The following is a 17,096-nucleotide window of genomic DNA, read 5'->3' on the forward strand; positions in this document are numbered from 1 at the left end:
AAAATGATTATTCTGAGGTTCGCCCGCGAACGCTAGGGCCTTGTCCGGCGTGACAGCCTCGGCCATCCCCTCGCTAGGAACAGCTCGACCGGTGCCGTCAAGCACGTACTCGCGCTGCGGTCTTGCCCAGCGGGCCTCGGCAACGTTATCGGCAGAGAACGGAGTCGCCCACCGTTTGCCGTTCCTTGCTGGGAGTGCCTTATGAATTGCCGGCTGCTCCATTGGTTCGGATGAGTGCGATTCGCCTGGTATGATTGCGCATATGCTCGTGAGAAGTGTCACCGCAAACAGCGGTGCGGCCGATCGTATTGAGCATTGTAGCGCCATGGTGTCGCTGCCAGAGTCTTGTAGCGATGCGTGTTCGAATCGTTATGCGAGGAAAGAAACAATGTCAAATAGGTTGTGATTTCTTCTTGCAATCCGGATGGAGGCACGCCAATGTCATGTACGATGACAATCTTGAGACGACCGCGAATGAGACGTGCGGCCGGGTGCTTCTTGGCTATCGGCGTGTGTCTACCGGCCTACGCAGCCGAGCCCGTCGATGAGGCTTATATCCGCTCGCTGGCAGCGCCGGGAAAAACCGTCCTGGTCATGGAGTACTATGATGGGCAGGGAAAAATATCGGAACGCAAAGGCTATGCGTCCGCCTCTGGCTTCCGGGCCATATCGGCCACCGACTTTCGTGTGGACGCCGATCTAACCGTTCACCTCTACGGCATCGAGCCGTGCCAAGGCGAGATGGTCAATCGCAAGGAGGGTTTCGCGGGTTCGTGCGATGATTATGCGCGGCGCGGGCTCGAGACGCTCCTCCGGTCGCCGAAAGTGATCTACTGCAGGGCCTTCGTCAGCGAGACAGGCGCAAAGGCGCAGGACGCCACTTGCTACGGCTACTACAACTATCCGGGCAGCCTCGACACGATCGACATGTTCGAGGAACAGCTTGTCTCGCTGGGCAGCCACCGCATTGCCCGCCGGCCAGATGGAACACCGGCGCGAACTGACCTCACGGAGGCCGAAGAAATCGGCCGCCGCGGTTTTGGCATGTGGGCCGATCCAAGGATCGCGGGGCAATGAAGTCCCCTGCCCTTTTCCTGGCGCTGGCGTTCAGTTCTACGCCGGCGGCGGCCGCTCCACCCGAAGGTTATTTCTGGCTCAAGCCGGGTGTGACACTCGAAAGCGGCGACAGCTGGAAGGATGGCGACCAGCACTTCCGCCTCTTTGGCATGCAGGCCTGTCTTCGAGGAACGTTCTATACCGACAAAGCTGGTAACCGTCGCGACTGTGGGGAGGCATCGCTTGCCGTCCTCGCAGCTTACATTGCCGACACGAAACCTGAATGTGCGCAGGTTGCACGATCGGCCGAAACTGTCGTCGTCTCTTGCTATGCGACGATCGGAGCGGATCGGCTGGATCTCGCCAATCTCATGATCGCTTCGGGTTTTGCGTTCGCCTCGCTCGACGCGCGCGGCCTGCCCTATCACGCTCCCTACGCTGTGGCAGAGCAGGCCGCGCGGGAGAAGAGAGTCGGTCTCTGGCAGTTTGACGATGTCCAGCACCCGGCCATTCTGCTTGGTCAGGCCGCGGGCCATGAAAGGATCGAACCATGATATCCGTGGCTGTCCGGTCGAGGGTGGTCGCGCTGCTGATGACCGCCCTGCCCTACCCCGCTCATACCGCCGACCTATTACATGGCCAAGGACCATCGTCGGCCGACGCTCATACTGGTCCCTACACGGCCCCACCCCTGAAAATCTCCGGCCGCACGTCCGTCATTGATGGACGAACCCTTTGGTTCCCAAACAGCGGCAAGATGGTGCGACTTGCCTCAATCGACACGTGCGAACTGCCGCAGTGGTCCTATGACCCCCGCCGGCATGGCGACAGCTCGATCCCGAAGCCGGTTCCATGCGGTCCCCTGGCGAAAGCGTGGTTGAAGCGAACGGTTGGCAGCGCTCAGGTGACCTGCGTGGTTCAGACACACGATGCCGATGGCGCCCTCCTCGGCCGCTGCACAGTCCGCGGGCGTGACCTTGCTCTGGAGATGTTGCGGGTCGGCTGGGCCCTGACGATCCCGCCGGCACCTGCAGAATATATCACGTGGCAGAACTACGCCATGTCCGCCCGCCACGGCCTGTGGGCTACCTATGTGCTCGACATGCCGGAATGGCGCGCAAAAGCCGTCGACCGAACACTGTCACGACAGCCGATTGCAGATTTCAACCTCCTTGCAGAACGCCAAAGCGAAATCTCGCCGCCCTTCGAAGATGCGCGCAGGCGCCCAAATCGAACAGATCGATAGGTTGATCGAAGGAAACGTCGGATGAACGTGGCCAAGCTCGCGTCGATTGCGACAGTCGTGTTTACGGGCGCGTGGGCATCGCTCGCCGATCATACTGAGGCAAGCGAGTGGGGATGCGAAGTGCTCTTATGCGCCTCTTCGTCAGACCCGTCCTGGCGGGGTGTGCCAGCGTGCCATCCTCCTATGCATCGACTTATATCGGCAATGGATCGGCCGGGTTTTTCGTGGCCAACCTGTCCTGAGGCAGGCACGGGTAGACCCGGGTATGAACGCTACGACGAGTGTCCCGAAGGCTGGAGTGTCGGCTATAGGAATCAGGATCGCGGCGGCGGAGAGCCCAACCTCTGCGTGCAGGTCCGCAATACCTGTCCCGCCGGCTTTCGCAGTCGCGAGGACTGCCAGCAGATCGTCAGCATGCCTCGCCCTGTCCGCGAGAATCCGTATTATGTCGATATCAGGCACGACGACGGCAATGCTACGCGTCATTGGTTCAGCTTGAGTTGGTAGACGATGTTTCGTGGCCATGATCGGTTGGGGAATGTGCACCAGGTGGAAGCGCATCGTTCTCCAGCCGATGGTGACCGCGCGCCTGAGTCGCTGACGTCAACTTCTGCCGCAGGCTACCGCGACGGGTGAACTGAAACGTCCGACCTTCGGCACACGGTGGCAGCCAACTCCGCCTTGAAAGGACGCAATGTCCGGATTGCTGCCTCTATCTCGCGGGTTGAGGGGTCTATTGACTTGGCTGCGAGGAGCGCGGTCAAGTAAAGTAACTTCTTCTGGGCATCTTCGGCAGTGATGGGACCGACTGTGATGAGTTTTCTTAAAACTCGCGCTTCGTATAGACCGACCAGTCTATTTGCAGAAGAAAATACGATCCACGAAAGAATGGTTGAGTTGTTCTGAATGAAAAACTTTATAGATCGCGTCTTTCGATGAACAGAGATGATGCTCTCTACTGTTCGGCCACGAGGGCGGGTCTGAAATCGCATCCGGACCTCTCAGACAAATGACGTCACAGCGCGTGCGAGCGGTGCTCTCTGAAGAGGTTCAAGTCCTGTCAGCAATAGCCAATTATTGAAAGGGGCGTCGGACTCCCGTTTTTTGGAAAGGGGGATGCCACCATCCCCTTTTTTTGCAGTGCAAAATGAGGTCATATATTCGTCGTTGGGCGGCGGGTGACTCGATTGATCGGGAGACCGACCCGTGCACCGAGCCCTCGTTGTCGAAGACCAAGACCTGATGCGTTTGGCCCTGATGGCCGAACTTCGTACCTGCCTGCGGGATTGCTACGTGGCGGGCGCGCAAGCCCTTCCAGTCGCGTGTCAGCTTCTCGAAGAGGACCAGTTCGATCTTGTGATCACTGATCCCGGTTTGCCAGGTTTCGATCCAACTTCTCCGGAGGATCGTCTTCACGTCGTCGAAACAATAGTCGGAGCAGCGCCCAACTCCGCGCACATAGTCGTCACGGGATCGGATGACGAGGATGAGGCAAGGGCCTGTCGATTGCTCGGCGTCCAAGGCTATGTCTGCAAGACCGGTCTATCACAGGGAGAGCTTCCCCTTGTACTCGAGCAGATCGACAGGGGCGAGTTCTCACTCCGGCTGTCCAAGCCACACACGCCAAATCCGGATCTCCGCTTTCCTACCCTCACTCCCCGTGAACACGAGATCATAGCCATGATGATGCGCCGCGAGCCGGGCACGAAGCGCCGAGAGGTATTTGATGAGATGGCAAACCAGCTCGGAATAAACGCCGCAAGCTCTGAAAAATACTACAAGCAAGCCCGCGCCAAGCTCCTGAAGCTCGGTCGACTCCCAAAGGGACTGTGACGGATGGGTGAGCTTAACGTCCACGGGGTGCGCGTACCGATCAGCTATGGAGAGGTCTCCGAGGAAATCTGGTCTGCCCTGAAGACCGGGCGCTACGAGGCGAACGAGGCACGCCGCATTCCGCGCGCCATCCGGCCGGGCGATCGCGTTCTGGAGCTTGGTGCTGGATTGGGTGTCATCACGTCGATCATTGCGGCAATCGACGATGTTCGCGTTTGGAGTTTTGAGGCAGATCCGCAAACGGTCCAACTCGCTAAACGCGTGATCGACTTGAACTGCAACGGCAATGTCGACCTTTCTAACGGGATTCTTGCTGCCGGCCCACCTAGGAAGATTTCCTTTTATCAGCGGGCGGACTTCTGGATGTCGTCGGGATTCGTCGAACAAGGACCCTACGAACGAGTGATTGAGATTACCTCGCGGAACGTCGACGCCTTTATAGGGAAACACGGTATCAATGTCCTTGTCATGGACGTTGAAGGAGCAGAGCTCGAACTGCTGCAGAACGCAGAGCTTCCGGGAATAGAACGCGTCTTTCTCGAACTGCACGATCATCTCTATGGCCTGGCAGGCGTGCAGGCAATCACAACGGCCATGGCGCGCCGGGGCCTGATCTACGATCCACGGGGATCAAGCGGACCTTGTGTCCTGTACTCGGTCGACGATGGCGAAAGGGAATTTGACGCGGAGATAGCCCATGCGACCTAAGGCATTGATTGCGGGGATCGCGGGGTTGGTCGGCGTTGTCAGCACGGCGCTTGCTGCTTACACCGATCCAAGCATCCTGACGATCGAAGGAGAGCAACGGACTGTGTCCGACCGCTATCCTGTCGAACGGTTGCGTTCCGAGTTCCAGAACATCGAGATCGAAACGCGTACACCGTGGACCAAGGACGGCGAGGTGGTGAAGTTTCGAGGGCCAAGGATCGCTGACGTCTTGCGCAAGCACGGCCTGAGTTCGAGCAAATCGGTTCAGTTCATCGCGTACGACAACTTCACGTCGGAGATCCTGCTCGAGGAGATCAACACCTACAATCCAATTTTCGCGATCGACCGGGCTTGCCAAAACATGGACCGCAAGCTGGGGAGATGCTCGGCCGATCAGCAGTTCACACCGCTATCTCCCGACGAGCAGGGTCCGATATTCCTTGTGTGGCCCTACGACCGGCTCCCGACAGCCTACGTGCCCGCTCGAAATTCGATCTGGGTTTGGTTCGTTGTTGCCGTTCGGCCGGTGCAATGAGGCCCACGGCGCCGCGGGTCAAAGCCGCCCTTCCCTACTTATGCTTAGGAGCCGCTCTCGTTCTCTGCGGCTGGACCTTCCTTCGGTCGGAAAAATACCGGGCGGAGTCGGACCTGAATTTCAGCCAGTCATACGAGATTCAATGGCGGACCACCCAAATCAGAGAACATCTGGCGCGAATTCACGGCGGTCTTCAACTAGCAGCCGCGACCGGCCACACGGCCTCCGATCTCGGCCGCCAGGTGTTTCTGCTCAACGCAAACGTGGGCCAGCTTTTGAAATTGGAGTATGCCCCCAAGTTTCTGCGGGATCGGGATATCGAACTTTTGAATGGCCTGCAGGCTATTACGACCACGCACCTTACCCCAATTGTGGAAGGCGCCACGGATTTCGACCGCGCGCTGCGGACCATGCCGGATCTGGAACAGCGGATGTTCGAGGTTTCGGGAACAGCCGTTGCACATGCTGAGACACTGAACGCGGCCTCGCATATTGCAGCTGCCGCCTCTCGAAACCGGTTCCTCTTTGCGGTTGCGCTGGTGCTTGCCGCTGTCGGCTACACGATCATTCACCTCCGGAACGTCCTTGCCTGGCGGCAGGACCAGTACCTGAGGTCCTTCTCGTCGCTCTATGCCCATATGACGCGGTCACGCGTCGCTGCCCTGAACCTCTTCCTGAGTTACCAGGATCAATCGAGCGTCAAGCATCCCGAGATGTTGACCGCTGCAAGGGATGCCGCGCAGCAACTGGAGGCAATAACAAACGGCCTTGGCAACATCGCCTATGCGCACAAAGATACCCGGCGTGAGCGGCTCTCAGCTATCCTTGAGGCGATCCGGACCAATAAAGTGAAGCCTGAACTGCGGGTCGATCCGGATGCAGCTGAGGCCATGGTGCCCGCGACACAGATACGCCTGATCCTCGAAGAGCTCCTGCACAATGCGAACGCAGCCCTCGGCGGCAATCCCGACGGAAAGATCTCAATCGCCGCACAGGTCAGAGGCGGCTCATTCCGCAGACGACGGGAATTGCTGATAGAGGTTCTTGACAACGGCGAGGGCATGTCGCCTGAGGTTCTCGCACTGGCGAGGACGCCATTTTTCTCGACCAGAGCGGGATCGCACACAGGATTGGGCCTGACCGGCTGCTCGCAGATGGTGGCCGCTCTAAGAGGAAAATTTAGCATTGTCTCGCGGCAAGGAAACGGGACTGCGATCCGAATATCACTCCCTATCGAGTCGGCTTAACGTTGGCCCTACTATCCCATCATGGGTGACTTTGCGTTCGAGTTTCACGTGAGTCGAACTGCGAAAGCCAAAGTTGACTGCGGTCAACTTTCTCGAGAGCGGCGGCTCCGTTAACCTCTCGTTAACCTTAAACTTCTTGCCGGATCGAAAGAATCAGGGCTACATGCGGTTCGCAGGCTCAAGTGGCCTTCAAAGCGCATGTGCGGGATATTTCGATGAATGTGAAGCCGACGCTCCGCGAGGAGATTGCAGAGGTCGATGTGCTGTTGACCGAGCAGGCTCGCGAGTTGTCTGCCATGCTTCACGAGCATCGGCTGGAGATGTTCCCTCCTAATGCCCAGAAAACTCTCAGGCCACTCCAGTTATCGGAGGCCGCTCAGTATCTCGGCGTAACAAGCGGATACCTGAAGAATCTGTCGCTCGAAGGCAAAGGTCCGCAGCCGATGGTAACACCGTCAGGCCGTCGCTCCTACACCGCCGAGCAATTACTCGAGATGAGACATTTCCTCGACAAAAATAGCCGAACAGCGGCGAAATATGTCCCCCACCGACGTGGGATCGAACACTTGCAGATTATTGCGGTGGTAAATTTCAAAGGCGGCTCCGCCAAGACGACGACGGCCGCTCACCTCTCTCAGCACCTGGCGCTCACGGGACATCGGGTCCTCGCAGTCGACCTCGACCCGCAAGCCTCACTGTCTGCCCTGCACGGTTTCCAACCCGAAATCGATCACAACGAATCCCTCTATGAATCCCTCCGCTACGATGACGAACGGAAGCCACTATCAGCGCTTGTTCAGAAGACGAATTTCCCGGGTCTCGACATCGTTCCGGCGAACCTCGAGCTGCAGGAATTCGAATACGACACCCCCCTCGCCCTTTCGCAGAAAGACGGCTCCATGGGACGTATCTTCTTTGGCCGCCTCGATGACGCATTGGCTGACGTGGCGAAGGACTACGATGTTGTCATCATTGATTGCCCTCCCCAGCTCGGGTACCTGACACTAACGGCGCTTTCTTCGTCGACTGGCATCCTGATTACCGTGCATCCGCAAATGCTTGATGTGATGTCGATGTGTCAGTTCCTTTTGATGATGGGCGAGGTCATGGGCACACTGAAGCGGGCGGGTGCAAATATGCGGCTTGATTGGCTGCGGTACCTGGTGACCCGCTACGAGCCGACCGATGGCCCGCAGAGCCAGATGGTCGCCTTCATGCGTTCGCTTTTCAAACAGCACGTGCTCGTCAACGAGATGCTCAAGAGCACGGCCATTTCTGATGCCGGGATCACAAAGCAATCACTCTACGAGGTCGAACGCGTCCAGTTCACTCGTTCAACGTATGACCGTGCAATGGAATCCCTGCATCGGGTGAATGCCGAGATCACAAGTCTGATCCACAGGGCATGGGGACGGTGATGTCCAGAAAGAATCTGCTGAGTTCGCTAACGGATCGAAAGTTGACTGCAGTCAACTCGGCTCCCGCGACGGGGAATCCGGTAACTTCGATGTCGCCAGCGCTCGAACGGAACAGGAGCCGGGGAGCTTTCGGGGCCATTACGAGGTCAATTGACGAGTTGGCCGAGAAGGCGCAGGCAGCCAAAGAATTCGAAGCCCGGCTTCTCGAGGGCGAGACCGTTGTCGATCTCAATCCCGATACAATCGATGCTTCGTTCGTCGCCGACCGCATGGACGAGGATAAGGAAGCGTTCGAAGAACTCGTAGAAGCCATTCGCCAACGAGGGCAGGATAGTCCGATCCTGGTGCGACCGCATCCCGGAGTGGACGGCCGCTACATGACTGTTTTCGGCCATCGGCGCGCACGGGCTGCCAAAGTCCTCGGAAGACCAGTGAGGGCAGTCGTCAAGGATCTTGGCGACAAAGACCATGTGATCGCCCAAGGGCAGGAGAACAGCGCGAGGGCGGATCTCTCTTTCATTGAGAAGGCCGTCTTTGCCAGCAATCTGGAGCGCAACAACTACGATCGCGACGTCATCATGGCAGCGCTGTCCGTCGACAAGACCGTTGTCTCGAAGATGATATCTGTCACCAAGGACATTCCGGACGAGATCATCAAAGCTGTCGGACCTGCCAAGAACAGCGGCCGAGACCGTTGGTACGACCTCGCCAAGAAGATCAGGGGAGGGGGCATGTCTGTCAGGGAGCTCATTGGCTCTCCCGATTTCAAGGCGGCCACCAGCGACGATAGGCTGGAGATGCTGGCTAGACATCTGTCAGCTAAGGCCGCAGGCAAAGAGACAACGCTTGCGCAAAGAGCGCCAACCAAATCTTGGGTTCCTGCCGACAAGTCAATCAGCGTTACTCTGAAAAAGAAGGCGAAAAAGGCCATTGTCACCTTGGAATCCGGTGAAGCGCCGCTTTTCGCCGAGTTCATCACCGGGCGGCTGGACGACCTCTACGAGGCCTTTCGGAAGTCCAACATGGAAGCAGCAGGAGAGTAGAGACCGCAAAAGAAAAAGGCCCCCGAACGTCGCCGTCGCGGAAGCCCTTCTCGTAGCTTGAACACCTAGAGAATCGCAAATCCGCGAATCACTGTCAAGAGTCAACGGCGCCTGTTTGGCGAGCAGATTTCTTTTGCCTAGCGATAGGTGAAGGAAAATGGGGACGCATACAGCAACGACGCCGTTTGGGCGGCGGCCGATGACGCTTGGACTGATTTCAAGCCAGCTCACGGCCAAGACGGTGAAACACAACGCCACGGTCTCGAAGTGGCAGGTCTTTCGGCACATCCGAGAAGCCAAGGACGCGCTCGGGGCGACGGATCGCGCATTGGCGATCCTGAATGCCTTGCTGACTTTTCATCGGGATGACGATCTGACCGGCGAGGGGAACCTGGTCGTGTTTCCCTCGAACGAGCAGCTCATCCACCGCGCGAACGGCATGTCGCCGGCGACGCTCAGACGGCATCTTGCCGTGCTTGTCACCTGCGGCCTGGTGATCCGCCGCGACAGCCCGAATGGCAAACGGTTCGCTCGTAAGGGGCAGGGCGGCGCGATCGAGCAGGCCTACGGTTTCGATCTGTCGCCGATCCTCGCGCGTGCTGAGGAGTTCAGGGAGCTTGCCGATGCGGTCGCAGCCGAGCGCAAGGCCTTCAGGCTGGTAAAGGAACGCCTGACCATCTGCCGGCGAGATGTGGTCAAGATGATCGAGGCGGGCATCAACGAAGATGTCCCGGGTAACTGGCGCGGGTTTCAGTGGCGCTACGAGACCATTGTCGGTCGGCTGCCACGCACGGCTCCACGCCAGGTGCTCGAAGCGATCGCCGACGAGTTGGAAGACCTATGGGCCGATGTGCATCAGACGTTGGAATTATTTGTAGAATCACAAGATTCGAACGCCAATGAGTCCCATTCTGAGCGTCACATACAAAATTCAAACCCAGATTTAAATTCTACCGATGAATCTGAATACGGCTTAGGAAAAATAGATGAAGCGAGCGGCAGCGCCGCGAAAACCGACAACGTGCACAGCTTGCCCAAACGGGATTTGCCCTTGGGAATGGTGCTGGATGCCTGCCCGGAAATTTTGAGTTTTGCCCGCGGCGGACCAATCCGGATGTGGCGGGATCTTGTGGCCGCCGCCGACGTGGCCCGGCCGACCATGGGGATTAGCCCGAGCGCCTGGCAGGACGCCGTCGAGGTCATGGGGGCGGAAAAGGCGGCGATTACCGTCGCCGCGATCCTTGAGCGGTCCGACCAGATCAGCAGCCGCGGCGGCTATCTGCGCAACCTGACGGAACGGGCCCGCGAGCAGAAATTTTCTGTCTGGCCGATGATCATGGCGCTGCTCCGAGTAAAGCTCGACGCCCGGGCCAAAGCCATGGCCGGCGAAGGTTCGGCCGGGAATGACGTGGGCGAGGGCAGTCTTGCTCCCACGCAGAAGGAGCCGACACCGAGGTCCTCCAACGCCCTGCTCGACAATCTCAAAAAGCGGGGCTGGGACCGGTGACCGCGCTGTCGGCTAGACGATCAGCCGCGCCGCGCGTCCCAGCTGGCGTTCGGCGTCGTTGTAGTAGCGGGAAGCCTGCTGCACGGAGCGGTGCTGGGACTGCTGCATGGCTTCGGGAAGGGGAATGCCACGGCGAGCCGTTTCGGTCAAAAAACCGGAGCGCAGGCCGTGGGCAGAAAATACCTTTGGATCGAGGCCGGCCTGAGCGATGCGGCGCTTCAGGATCAGGTTAACGGCTTGCGGAGTGAGCGCCCTTCGCTTGAGATGGCCCCAGCGGTCAATGCCGCGGAACAGAGCGCCTTCGCTGATCTTGGCACGCTCCAGCCATTCCTCGAGCGCCAGCACCGGCCGGCCGACCAGCAGCACAAACGCGTCATCGTCGGCCTCAGTGGTTTTTGACCGGCCGAGAAGGATTTTCGAACATGGCAGGGTGCCGCCGTCGAGACTTTTCGGATCGGTCGGGACCGGATCTTACTCAAGAACGTTTTCGACGCGAAGCGACGTAACCTCGCTGCGACGGCGACCACCCGAGGCGAAAGCGACAAGCAGCAGCGCGCGATCGCGGACGTCGACCAGCCGATCGCCGGCGCAGGCCTTCAGCACGGCGGCAAGAATATCGGCTGTCACCGACTTCGGGCTCTTTCTGCCGCGCGGCCGCGGACTGGCCCGGACGGCCAGTTTTAGCGCCGACCGCAACCCGGGCGCATTGAACTTTTCCCTTGAGGCCGCGCCATTGCGTCAGCGTCGACCAGCTCGCCAGCCGCCGGCGCACCGTGTTCGGCGCGTGCGGACCGTCAGCGCGGAGCAGGCCCTGGGCTTTCAAGCTGGTTGCCACCTCGGCCGGCATGCCATGCGTGGACAAAAGATCGCGCTTGGCCGGGTCCCACAAATGATGCGCCACGAATTTTATCAGGAGCGCTTCTGGCGCCGGCCACGGTAGGCGTGATCCGGTTGCCGCCTGACACCACGCTTCCAGATAGCCGACGTCGGAGGCGAGCGCGCGCAACGAGTTCTCGCCAATGCCCTCGCGGGCTAGGTGGCGCAACGTCTCGACGTCGTCGTCGGAGAGGATTTCGGCCAAAAACTCGCGGCGATCGAAGGGCAGCACGGAATCCAGCGCGTCGAGCGCTTCGGCGCGGCGCAGTTTTTGGTCGGATGCGGGCTTCGGCAGGCGAAGGTCCATGGCGGCGGCTCAGAACAGATATGGCCTGTCGGCCCAGGCCAGCAGCACGGCGGCGTCGCGGTCCGGGAGCCGCACCCGGCCAGCGCGCAGGCCGTCCGCGATCGCATGGCCAACATCCGGATCGACCCAGTGGCCGTGGGTCATGAGGAAAAACCAGGCGAAGGGCAGACCGATTTCTTCGTCGATCGCCTCGATCCGCTCCATGAGCCGATGCACGGACACGCCCTCGGCGGGCAGCAGCCGCTCGGCCGGATTCTTCAGCGGCCGCGGGATAAATCCGATCTCGCGTTTTTTGCCGCGCCCCTCGAGGTCGTGGATGTCAAAGACCCAGTGGACAAAAATGCGGTCGGCCGCCGCGCTCGAGCGCTCCCAGTCGGCAAAAAAGCGGATCTCGCGCGGCACGAAATCGAACCAGTCGGGATTGGCGTCCAGGAACAGAATGTCCCGCATGCCCTCGGAGCCGACCTCGTGAATGACACGGTTCTCGAGGTCCGGTCGACGCGCCTCCCGCTGCTCGCGTTCGATGCGTGCCCGCCGCGCCAGAAAACTGCGCATGTGGACGATGCCGCCGCCCGTGCGGCCGCGCAGCCGGTAGACGGGTCCCGAGAGCACCTCGGCAGCACTGTCGAGCTCGCGCCGTACCCAGGATGGATCAAAAAGGTCGTCGGCGCTGCAGGGGCGGTAGTCGGGATCGACCACTGGGCCCGCCAGATATTCGAGATCGCGGCCGAGGGAGAGCTGGACGAAGTCGGCGACGCCGGGACCAGTGGAGGCGAAGGCGAAGACGGAGGTTCCACGCCATTCGGCGAATTTTTGCGCGCCCGATCGGTGTTTTGTCCAGAAGGCGGTGAGGTCGCCGCCGGCTTGGGTCAGTTCATGTTCGACCCAGGCGCGGTGGTCGCCAAGCCGCATGCCGTCGGCCGCAAAAACGGTGCGACCGTCGCCGCGCCAATAGAAGTCGTCGACTGTGGCGGTCGTGAATTCGAAGCCGGGAAAAGTGCGGGAAAGGGCAGGGGCGAGCTCGGCGTCGGCCGCCGCCGGATCGATGGCGGCGAGCACGGCCTCGACGGTTGCGGCGTCGGGCAGCCGGACAGGTTTTTCCTCGGCCATGCCGGCCCCTTCCTCGTGCGGCGGAAAAGCCGCGTCTCCGCTTTAATCCCGGCCGCACGGGACGTCGCCGGCGACCATCTGAAGCGCGATTCTGGCTGATTTGCGCTGCGAAATCCATCACTATCGATAAGAGGTACTTATCGATAGTGAGAAGCGCGCCGGAGAAAATCCCCTGCAAGTCAACTTAAATACCGGTTAGCTTGACCAACGCGAATCAGCTACCCTGAAATCAATGGCTTACGCGCTGGCAAATCTTCCTCTGGAGACCCTGATCGGGCCCGTCGCCCGCGCCACTGTCGGTTTTACTTCCCGATTTCAATTGAAGCGCTAAGCTGAAAACCCCACCCTCCCGAGCCGCTATTCGACGGCCGAAAGCGGGGAGGGGAGGGGGGCATTCTACAGTCCCGACGCCTTGGTGAGGTTGACCCGGAAACGATCGCGCCGCCGCTGATACTTGCGGGTCATCTCAGCGCTCGAGTGGCCAAGCTGCTTCTGCACATAGCGTTCGTCGACCTCGGCCGAGGAGGCTAGGCCGGCGCGAAGGGAATGGCCGGCAAACATCATCCCGCGCTGGCCTTCGGGCAGATCTCCGCACACACCGGCCGCCAGCGCGGTCCGCTTGACGAGACGGGCGACCTCCTGGTCGTTCAGCCGATTGACGCCGACCGCCTTGCCCTGGCCGGTGACACGCCGGAACAGGGGACCGTGAGCGATGCGTGCGAGCTTGAGCCAGGTCTCCAGCGCAACGACCGGGCAGGTCGCATCGGACGAGCCACGTCCGACCTCGACCTCGCGCCAACCGGTCTTGCCGCGCAGCCGCAACAGCATGCCCTTGTCCAAGATCTCTATCCATCCGGAGGAATCCTCGGTCTGGTCGCGGCCGCAATCGAGGCCGACCACCTCCGAGCGGCGCAGACCGCCGGCAAAGCCGAGCAGCAGCATGGCCCGATCGCGCAGGCCGCGCAGCGTGCCGCGGTCAAGCGTTTCCAGCATGGCGATCAAGTCCTCGGGCAGGACCGCCTCTTTCTGGCGGGGCGGGGCGGCGTGCTTGTTGCGGATACCGGCCATGACGGTAGCGATATGACGGTCCTTCCTGTCGAGCGGCTGGCCACGCTGCGCATAGTTCCACGTCAACGACGAGAGCCGACGCTCGATGGTCGACACGGAGTTCGGCTTCTTATCGCCGGTCGCCTTTCCCGAGGCGCATGCGGTGATGTAGAGGCCGACCACCTGGGCATCGGGTGGAAACATCTCGACGCCCTGCCGACGGCACCAACTCGCGAACTGCTTCCAGTCCGAGGCGTAGGCGCGGCGGGTATTCGCCGAGCTCGCCGCCTCGACATAATCGCGCGCGCGATCGGCGAGCGCGTCGAGATGCGCCGGCAGGCGTGGAGTCAAGACGACCGGAAGGCGAGGGGAGGGGGCTTCCGCCGGCGGCTCTTCCGGCGCCCGGCCCATCTCCAGGACGACATCGACGATGTCGGGCAGGTCGTCGGCGATCGGCGCGTCGTGCTCGGCCGAGCCCGTCGGCGCGGCCAGTTCGACACCTGGGGACATTTCCTGTGATCGAGCGGAGCCGAGCTGAGTACGATTTTCGGTGTTTTGATCGACGATTCGGGCCATTCTCTATATAAAGACGAAAACGACGGATAATGCAATTTTATCACTCGTTTTATCCAATCGACAAGCGCGGCGCTTTTTACCCATTTTCGTTGCCAGAACCGCCGCCATGATTCATCCTTGTTGGCGATGATTCTGCGCCCCAAATCCTCTCCGCGCCACCAGGCGCCGACGCTCGGCGCCGCCACGTCCGCGCCGGTGGTCACGTTGCCGGGCTGGCTGCGCCGCGCCGTTCCGGATGCGCAAAGCCTTGCCGCGAAAGGGCATGGGCCAAATGGCCTTGAGGAGGTCGCGATCGCCGCGGGGGCCGCCATCGGCGCGCTCGATGCCGTGGTCCGGCGACAGGAAAGATGGGCCGGCGTATGGCGGCAGCGGCTGGCGCTCGCCGCGGCGGCGGTGACGACCAGACAGGCCGGACGGGTCGAGGACGAAGCGGCGCTGCGCGACGCCGTGCTGCTCACACGGCCCGGCGACGATGTCGGTCCGGCCGGCCGCGTGCTGCTGGCCTGGCGCCGACTGGCCGCCCGGCCCGCGGAGGAACTTCTGACAGAGGCGAGCATCGCCGGCGTGCTCGATGCCCTGGGCCTCGCCCGGGATGACGAGGCGGCGGCCGACCTGGCCGACGAGGTTCGGCAGCTTGCGGCGACGGAAGGGGCGGTCGGAACGCTGGTCGGCGCCTTTGCGGCCGTCGAGCGGCGCGGCCTTCCACGCACCGTTGGATCTTGGTTTGCCGACGCCATGCTTGCGCAGCGGCTGGGCTGGACGCACGCCGTGCCGCTGCTCGGTGGTGAAGCTGCCGGCGCAAATGGTTCCGCTCGGCCGCGACGCGCGGCGACCGTCCTTGCGCCGAAAGGCAGCGAGGCCGATCCCGAACGTGGGAGGGCTCTGCTCGCCGCGCAGGCGCGGGCGGCGGTGCGCGCAGTCGACCAGTCGGCCGACATCGAACGGCGGGCGGAGCGCCTGATCGCCGTGGCGCCCGCCCTTCGCGCCCGAGGCGCGGACGTCGTCGTCGACCGGCTTTTGTCGGACGACGCGATCGTCGCCTCGGCAAAGATCGCCGGCATGAGCGACCGCAGCCTGCGCCGCCTGTTCGAGCGCCTGGTTGAATTCGGCGCCGTGCGCGAGCTCTCCGGACGATCGGCCTTCCGCATTTACGGGATCTGACGGCCATGGCGGAGGCGCGCGCGAGGCGGGGGAAGGGACGAGCAGACGACGGTCTGTTTGATCGGGAGCTCGACCATCTGCCGCCGGAGGCACGCTGGCGGGAATGGATGAACCGCGTCGAGGCGACGATTTTTGCCGCCAGCGAGCCGGTCGGCCGCGAGACGCTGGCGCGGATCGTGGGAAAGAGCTGCAGCATCGATCTTCTCATCGACGACATCCGCGAGGAACTGCGCGGCCGCCCCTACGATCTGGTTGCGGTCGCCGGCGGCTGGAAGCACCTGACCCGGCCCGCCTATGCCGACGTCATCCGCACCGCGGTTGGGAGAAGTGAACGCGCGGTCGATCTGACGCTGTCGGAGGTGCTGGTGCTGATGTGCATCGCCTACTTCCAGCCGATCACCCGTGGAGAACTGTCGTCCTTCTTCGGCAAGGAGATCAGCCGTGACCTGATCGGCAATCTGCGATCGCACGGCTTCATTGCATCCGGCCCGCGCGCGCCGCAGCCCGGGGCGCCCTACACCTATGTCACCACGAAAGAGTTCCTGCTCGAGTTCGGGCTCGACACGCTGCACGATCTTCCCGACCGCGAGGCGCTCGAGGACGCGGGACTGCTGTCCAAGGAAAAGCTGCTGGCCGGCGACATCATGCCCGACTTTGCCGATGGCCGGGAGGAAGCCGTCGAGATCGAGGACTAGCGGCCATATGCCGATCACCGGCCTCTGGGCTCCGGCTCATTTGTCGAATAGTCTCGACATATGGAATCAGAGCAAGCCATTCTCGCTTTCGCAGCACTTGCCCAGGCGACACGCCTCGACGTATTCCGCCTGCTGATGGAGCACGAGCCGGGCGGGCTGCCGGCGGGGGACATCGCCCGCCATCTGGCGGTTCCCCACAACACTATGTCCACGCATCTCGCGATCCTCAGCCGTGCCGGGCTGATAGAGGCCGAACGCCACAGCCGGTCGATCATCTACCGGGCCAGGCTTGACGCGGTGCGCGATCTCACCGGCTTCCTTGTGAAGGATTGCTGCGGCGGTCACCCGGAGATCTGCACGCCGCTGATCGCGGATCTTTCACCGTGCTGCACACCGAAGAAGACCGCCGTCAGGGAGGCGGCGCGCCATGAGTGATCAGATCTTCAACGTCCTGTTTCTCTGCACCGGCAATTCGGCCCGCTCGATCCTCGCCGAGGCGATCCTAAACCGGGAGGGGCAGGGGAGTTTCAGAGCCTTCTCCGCCGGCTCGCATCCAAAGGGCGCTGTCCACCCCTATTCGCTCCAGCTTCTAAAAATGATGAACCACGACACGTCCTTCGCGCGCTCGAAGGGCTGGGAGGAGTTGGGGTCGGAACAAGAGCAGTGCAAAATCGTACGCTAAGGTCGAACGGATCGTGAACCCTCGTCGCGAACCCGCATAATGGTCTGTC

15 protein-coding genes and 2 pseudogenes are annotated in these 17,096 nt (G+C 61.3%); 14 read left to right on the forward strand and 3 right to left on the reverse strand.

Translation table 11 applies throughout. The features are described from left to right. Nucleotides 1–474 precede the first annotated feature (474 nt). From GNP00_RS20255 to repC, 10 genes are all read left to right on the forward strand, one after another. Nucleotides 475–1,077, forward strand: coding sequence for a hypothetical protein (locus tag GNP00_RS20255; protein WP_157037961.1), 603 nt, complete (start codon nucleotides 475–477; stop codon nucleotides 1,075–1,077). Then, nucleotides 1,074–1,610 (forward strand): thermonuclease family protein, encoded by a 537-nt coding sequence (locus GNP00_RS20260; RefSeq protein ID WP_011578647.1) that lies wholly within the window; start codon nucleotides 1,074–1,076, stop codon nucleotides 1,608–1,610. The genes GNP00_RS20255 and GNP00_RS20260 overlap by 4 nt, the downstream gene beginning before the upstream one ends. After that, on the forward strand, nucleotides 1,607–2,302 hold the full coding sequence (locus tag GNP00_RS20265) for a thermonuclease family protein (RefSeq protein WP_011578648.1): 696 nt from the start codon (nucleotides 1,607–1,609) through the stop codon (nucleotides 2,300–2,302). The genes GNP00_RS20260 and GNP00_RS20265 overlap by 4 nt, the downstream gene beginning before the upstream one ends. A gap of 1,206 nt (nucleotides 2,303–3,508) precedes the next feature. Further along, a complete protein-coding gene (locus tag GNP00_RS20270) occupies nucleotides 3,509–4,135 on the forward strand; it encodes a response regulator (RefSeq protein WP_011578651.1) in 627 nt (208 codons plus the stop codon). A gap of 3 nt (nucleotides 4,136–4,138) precedes the next feature. Beyond that, nucleotides 4,139–4,843 (forward strand): FkbM family methyltransferase, encoded by a 705-nt coding sequence (locus GNP00_RS20275; RefSeq protein WP_011578652.1) that lies wholly within the window; start codon nucleotides 4,139–4,141, stop codon nucleotides 4,841–4,843. Then, entirely contained in the window at nucleotides 4,833–5,378 is a 546-nt protein-coding gene (locus tag GNP00_RS20280; RefSeq protein WP_011578653.1) for a putative pterin-binding protein, read from the forward strand. Before GNP00_RS20275 ends, GNP00_RS20280 begins: the two co-directional genes overlap by 11 nt. After that, nucleotides 5,375–6,625, forward strand: coding sequence for an ATP-binding protein (locus GNP00_RS20285; RefSeq protein ID WP_011578654.1), 1,251 nt, complete (start codon nucleotides 5,375–5,377; stop codon nucleotides 6,623–6,625). Before GNP00_RS20280 ends, GNP00_RS20285 begins: the two co-directional genes overlap by 4 nt. A 215-nt stretch (nucleotides 6,626–6,840) precedes the next feature. Beyond that, a complete protein-coding gene (gene repA, locus GNP00_RS20290) occupies nucleotides 6,841–8,043 on the forward strand; it encodes a plasmid partitioning protein RepA (RefSeq protein WP_011578655.1) in 1,203 nt (400 codons plus the stop codon). Next, the gene (gene repB / locus GNP00_RS20295; RefSeq protein ID WP_011578656.1) at nucleotides 8,043–9,086 is read left to right on the forward strand and encodes a plasmid partitioning protein RepB; all 1,044 of its coding nucleotides are present in this window, start codon (nucleotides 8,043–8,045) and stop codon (nucleotides 9,084–9,086) included. Before repA ends, repB begins: the two co-directional genes overlap by 1 nt. Nucleotides 9,087–9,243: 157 nt before the next feature. Continuing rightward, nucleotides 9,244–10,593 (forward strand): plasmid replication protein RepC, encoded by a 1,350-nt coding sequence (repC, locus tag GNP00_RS20300; RefSeq protein ID WP_011578657.1) that lies wholly within the window; start codon nucleotides 9,244–9,246, stop codon nucleotides 10,591–10,593. A gap of 12 nt (nucleotides 10,594–10,605) precedes the next feature. On the opposite strand, the pseudogene GNP00_RS20305 reads toward repC, so the two are convergent. From GNP00_RS20305 to GNP00_RS20315, 3 genes and pseudogenes are all read right to left on the reverse strand, one after another. Continuing rightward, nucleotides 10,606–11,776, reverse strand: a pseudogene (locus tag GNP00_RS20305) (site-specific integrase). A gap of 9 nt (nucleotides 11,777–11,785) precedes the next feature. After that, nucleotides 11,786–12,886 (reverse strand): hypothetical protein, encoded by a 1,101-nt coding sequence (locus GNP00_RS20310; protein ID WP_011578658.1) that lies wholly within the window; start codon nucleotides 12,884–12,886, stop codon nucleotides 11,786–11,788. 396 nt (nucleotides 12,887–13,282) lie between these two features. Then, nucleotides 13,283–14,509 (reverse strand): site-specific integrase, encoded by a 1,227-nt coding sequence (locus GNP00_RS20315; protein WP_011578659.1) that lies wholly within the window; start codon nucleotides 14,507–14,509, stop codon nucleotides 13,283–13,285. A 126-nt stretch (nucleotides 14,510–14,635) separates the two neighbouring features. Here GNP00_RS20315 and GNP00_RS20320 point away from each other — a divergent pair, with 126 nt between their 5' ends. The 4 genes and pseudogenes from GNP00_RS20320 to GNP00_RS20335 form a co-directional block, all read left to right on the forward strand. Continuing rightward, the gene (locus GNP00_RS20320; RefSeq protein ID WP_011578660.1) at nucleotides 14,636–15,670 is read left to right on the forward strand and encodes a DUF1403 family protein; all 1,035 of its coding nucleotides are present in this window, start codon (nucleotides 14,636–14,638) and stop codon (nucleotides 15,668–15,670) included. A 5-nt stretch (nucleotides 15,671–15,675) separates the two neighbouring features. Further along, nucleotides 15,676–16,365, forward strand: coding sequence for an SMC-Scp complex subunit ScpB (gene scpB, locus GNP00_RS20325; protein WP_011578661.1), 690 nt, complete (start codon nucleotides 15,676–15,678; stop codon nucleotides 16,363–16,365). A 60-nt stretch (nucleotides 16,366–16,425) separates the two neighbouring features. Then, on the forward strand, nucleotides 16,426–16,800 hold the full coding sequence (locus GNP00_RS20330; protein ID WP_011578662.1) for an ArsR/SmtB family transcription factor: 375 nt from the start codon (nucleotides 16,426–16,428) through the stop codon (nucleotides 16,798–16,800). Further along, nucleotides 16,793–17,008: pseudogene (locus GNP00_RS20335) on the forward strand (arsenate reductase/protein-tyrosine-phosphatase family protein); the annotation flags it as partial. The gene GNP00_RS20330 and the pseudogene GNP00_RS20335, both read left to right, overlap by 8 nt. Between the last annotated feature and the right edge of the window lie 88 nt (nucleotides 17,009–17,096).

Source organism: Chelativorans multitrophicus, assembly GCF_011317445.1.
Classification (GTDB): Bacteria; Pseudomonadota; Alphaproteobacteria; order Rhizobiales; family Rhizobiaceae; genus Chelativorans; species Chelativorans multitrophicus.

Bases quoted from the DNA above. Each gene is read 5' to 3' on its own strand.
- GNP00_RS20255 (WP_157037961.1), top strand. From the start codon at position 475: ATGAGACGTGCGGCCGGGTGCTTCTTGGCTATCGGCGTGTGTCTACCG.
- GNP00_RS20260 (WP_011578647.1), top strand. From the start codon at position 1,074: ATGAAGTCCCCTGCCCTTTTCCTGGCGCTGGCGTTCAGTTCTACGCCG.
- GNP00_RS20265 (WP_011578648.1), top strand. From the start codon at position 1,607: ATGATATCCGTGGCTGTCCGGTCGAGGGTGGTCGCGCTGCTGATGACC.
- GNP00_RS20275 (WP_011578652.1), top strand. From the start codon at position 4,139: ATGGGTGAGCTTAACGTCCACGGGGTGCGCGTACCGATCAGCTATGGA.
- GNP00_RS20280 (WP_011578653.1), top strand. From the start codon at position 4,833: ATGCGACCTAAGGCATTGATTGCGGGGATCGCGGGGTTGGTCGGCGTT.
- GNP00_RS20285 (WP_011578654.1), top strand. From the start codon at position 5,375: ATGAGGCCCACGGCGCCGCGGGTCAAAGCCGCCCTTCCCTACTTATGC.
- repA (WP_011578655.1), top strand. From the start codon at position 6,841: ATGAATGTGAAGCCGACGCTCCGCGAGGAGATTGCAGAGGTCGATGTG.
- repB (WP_011578656.1), top strand. From the start codon at position 8,043: ATGTCCAGAAAGAATCTGCTGAGTTCGCTAACGGATCGAAAGTTGACT.
- repC (WP_011578657.1), top strand. From the start codon at position 9,244: ATGGGGACGCATACAGCAACGACGCCGTTTGGGCGGCGGCCGATGACG.
- GNP00_RS20310 (WP_011578658.1), bottom strand. From the start codon at position 12,886: ATGGCCGAGGAAAAACCTGTCCGGCTGCCCGACGCCGCAACCGTCGAG.
- GNP00_RS20315 (WP_011578659.1), bottom strand. From the start codon at position 14,509: ATGGCCCGAATCGTCGATCAAAACACCGAAAATCGTACTCAGCTCGGC.
- GNP00_RS20320 (WP_011578660.1), top strand. From the start codon at position 14,636: ATGATTCTGCGCCCCAAATCCTCTCCGCGCCACCAGGCGCCGACGCTC.
- scpB (WP_011578661.1), top strand. From the start codon at position 15,676: ATGGCGGAGGCGCGCGCGAGGCGGGGGAAGGGACGAGCAGACGACGGT.
- GNP00_RS20330 (WP_011578662.1), top strand. From the start codon at position 16,426: ATGGAATCAGAGCAAGCCATTCTCGCTTTCGCAGCACTTGCCCAGGCG.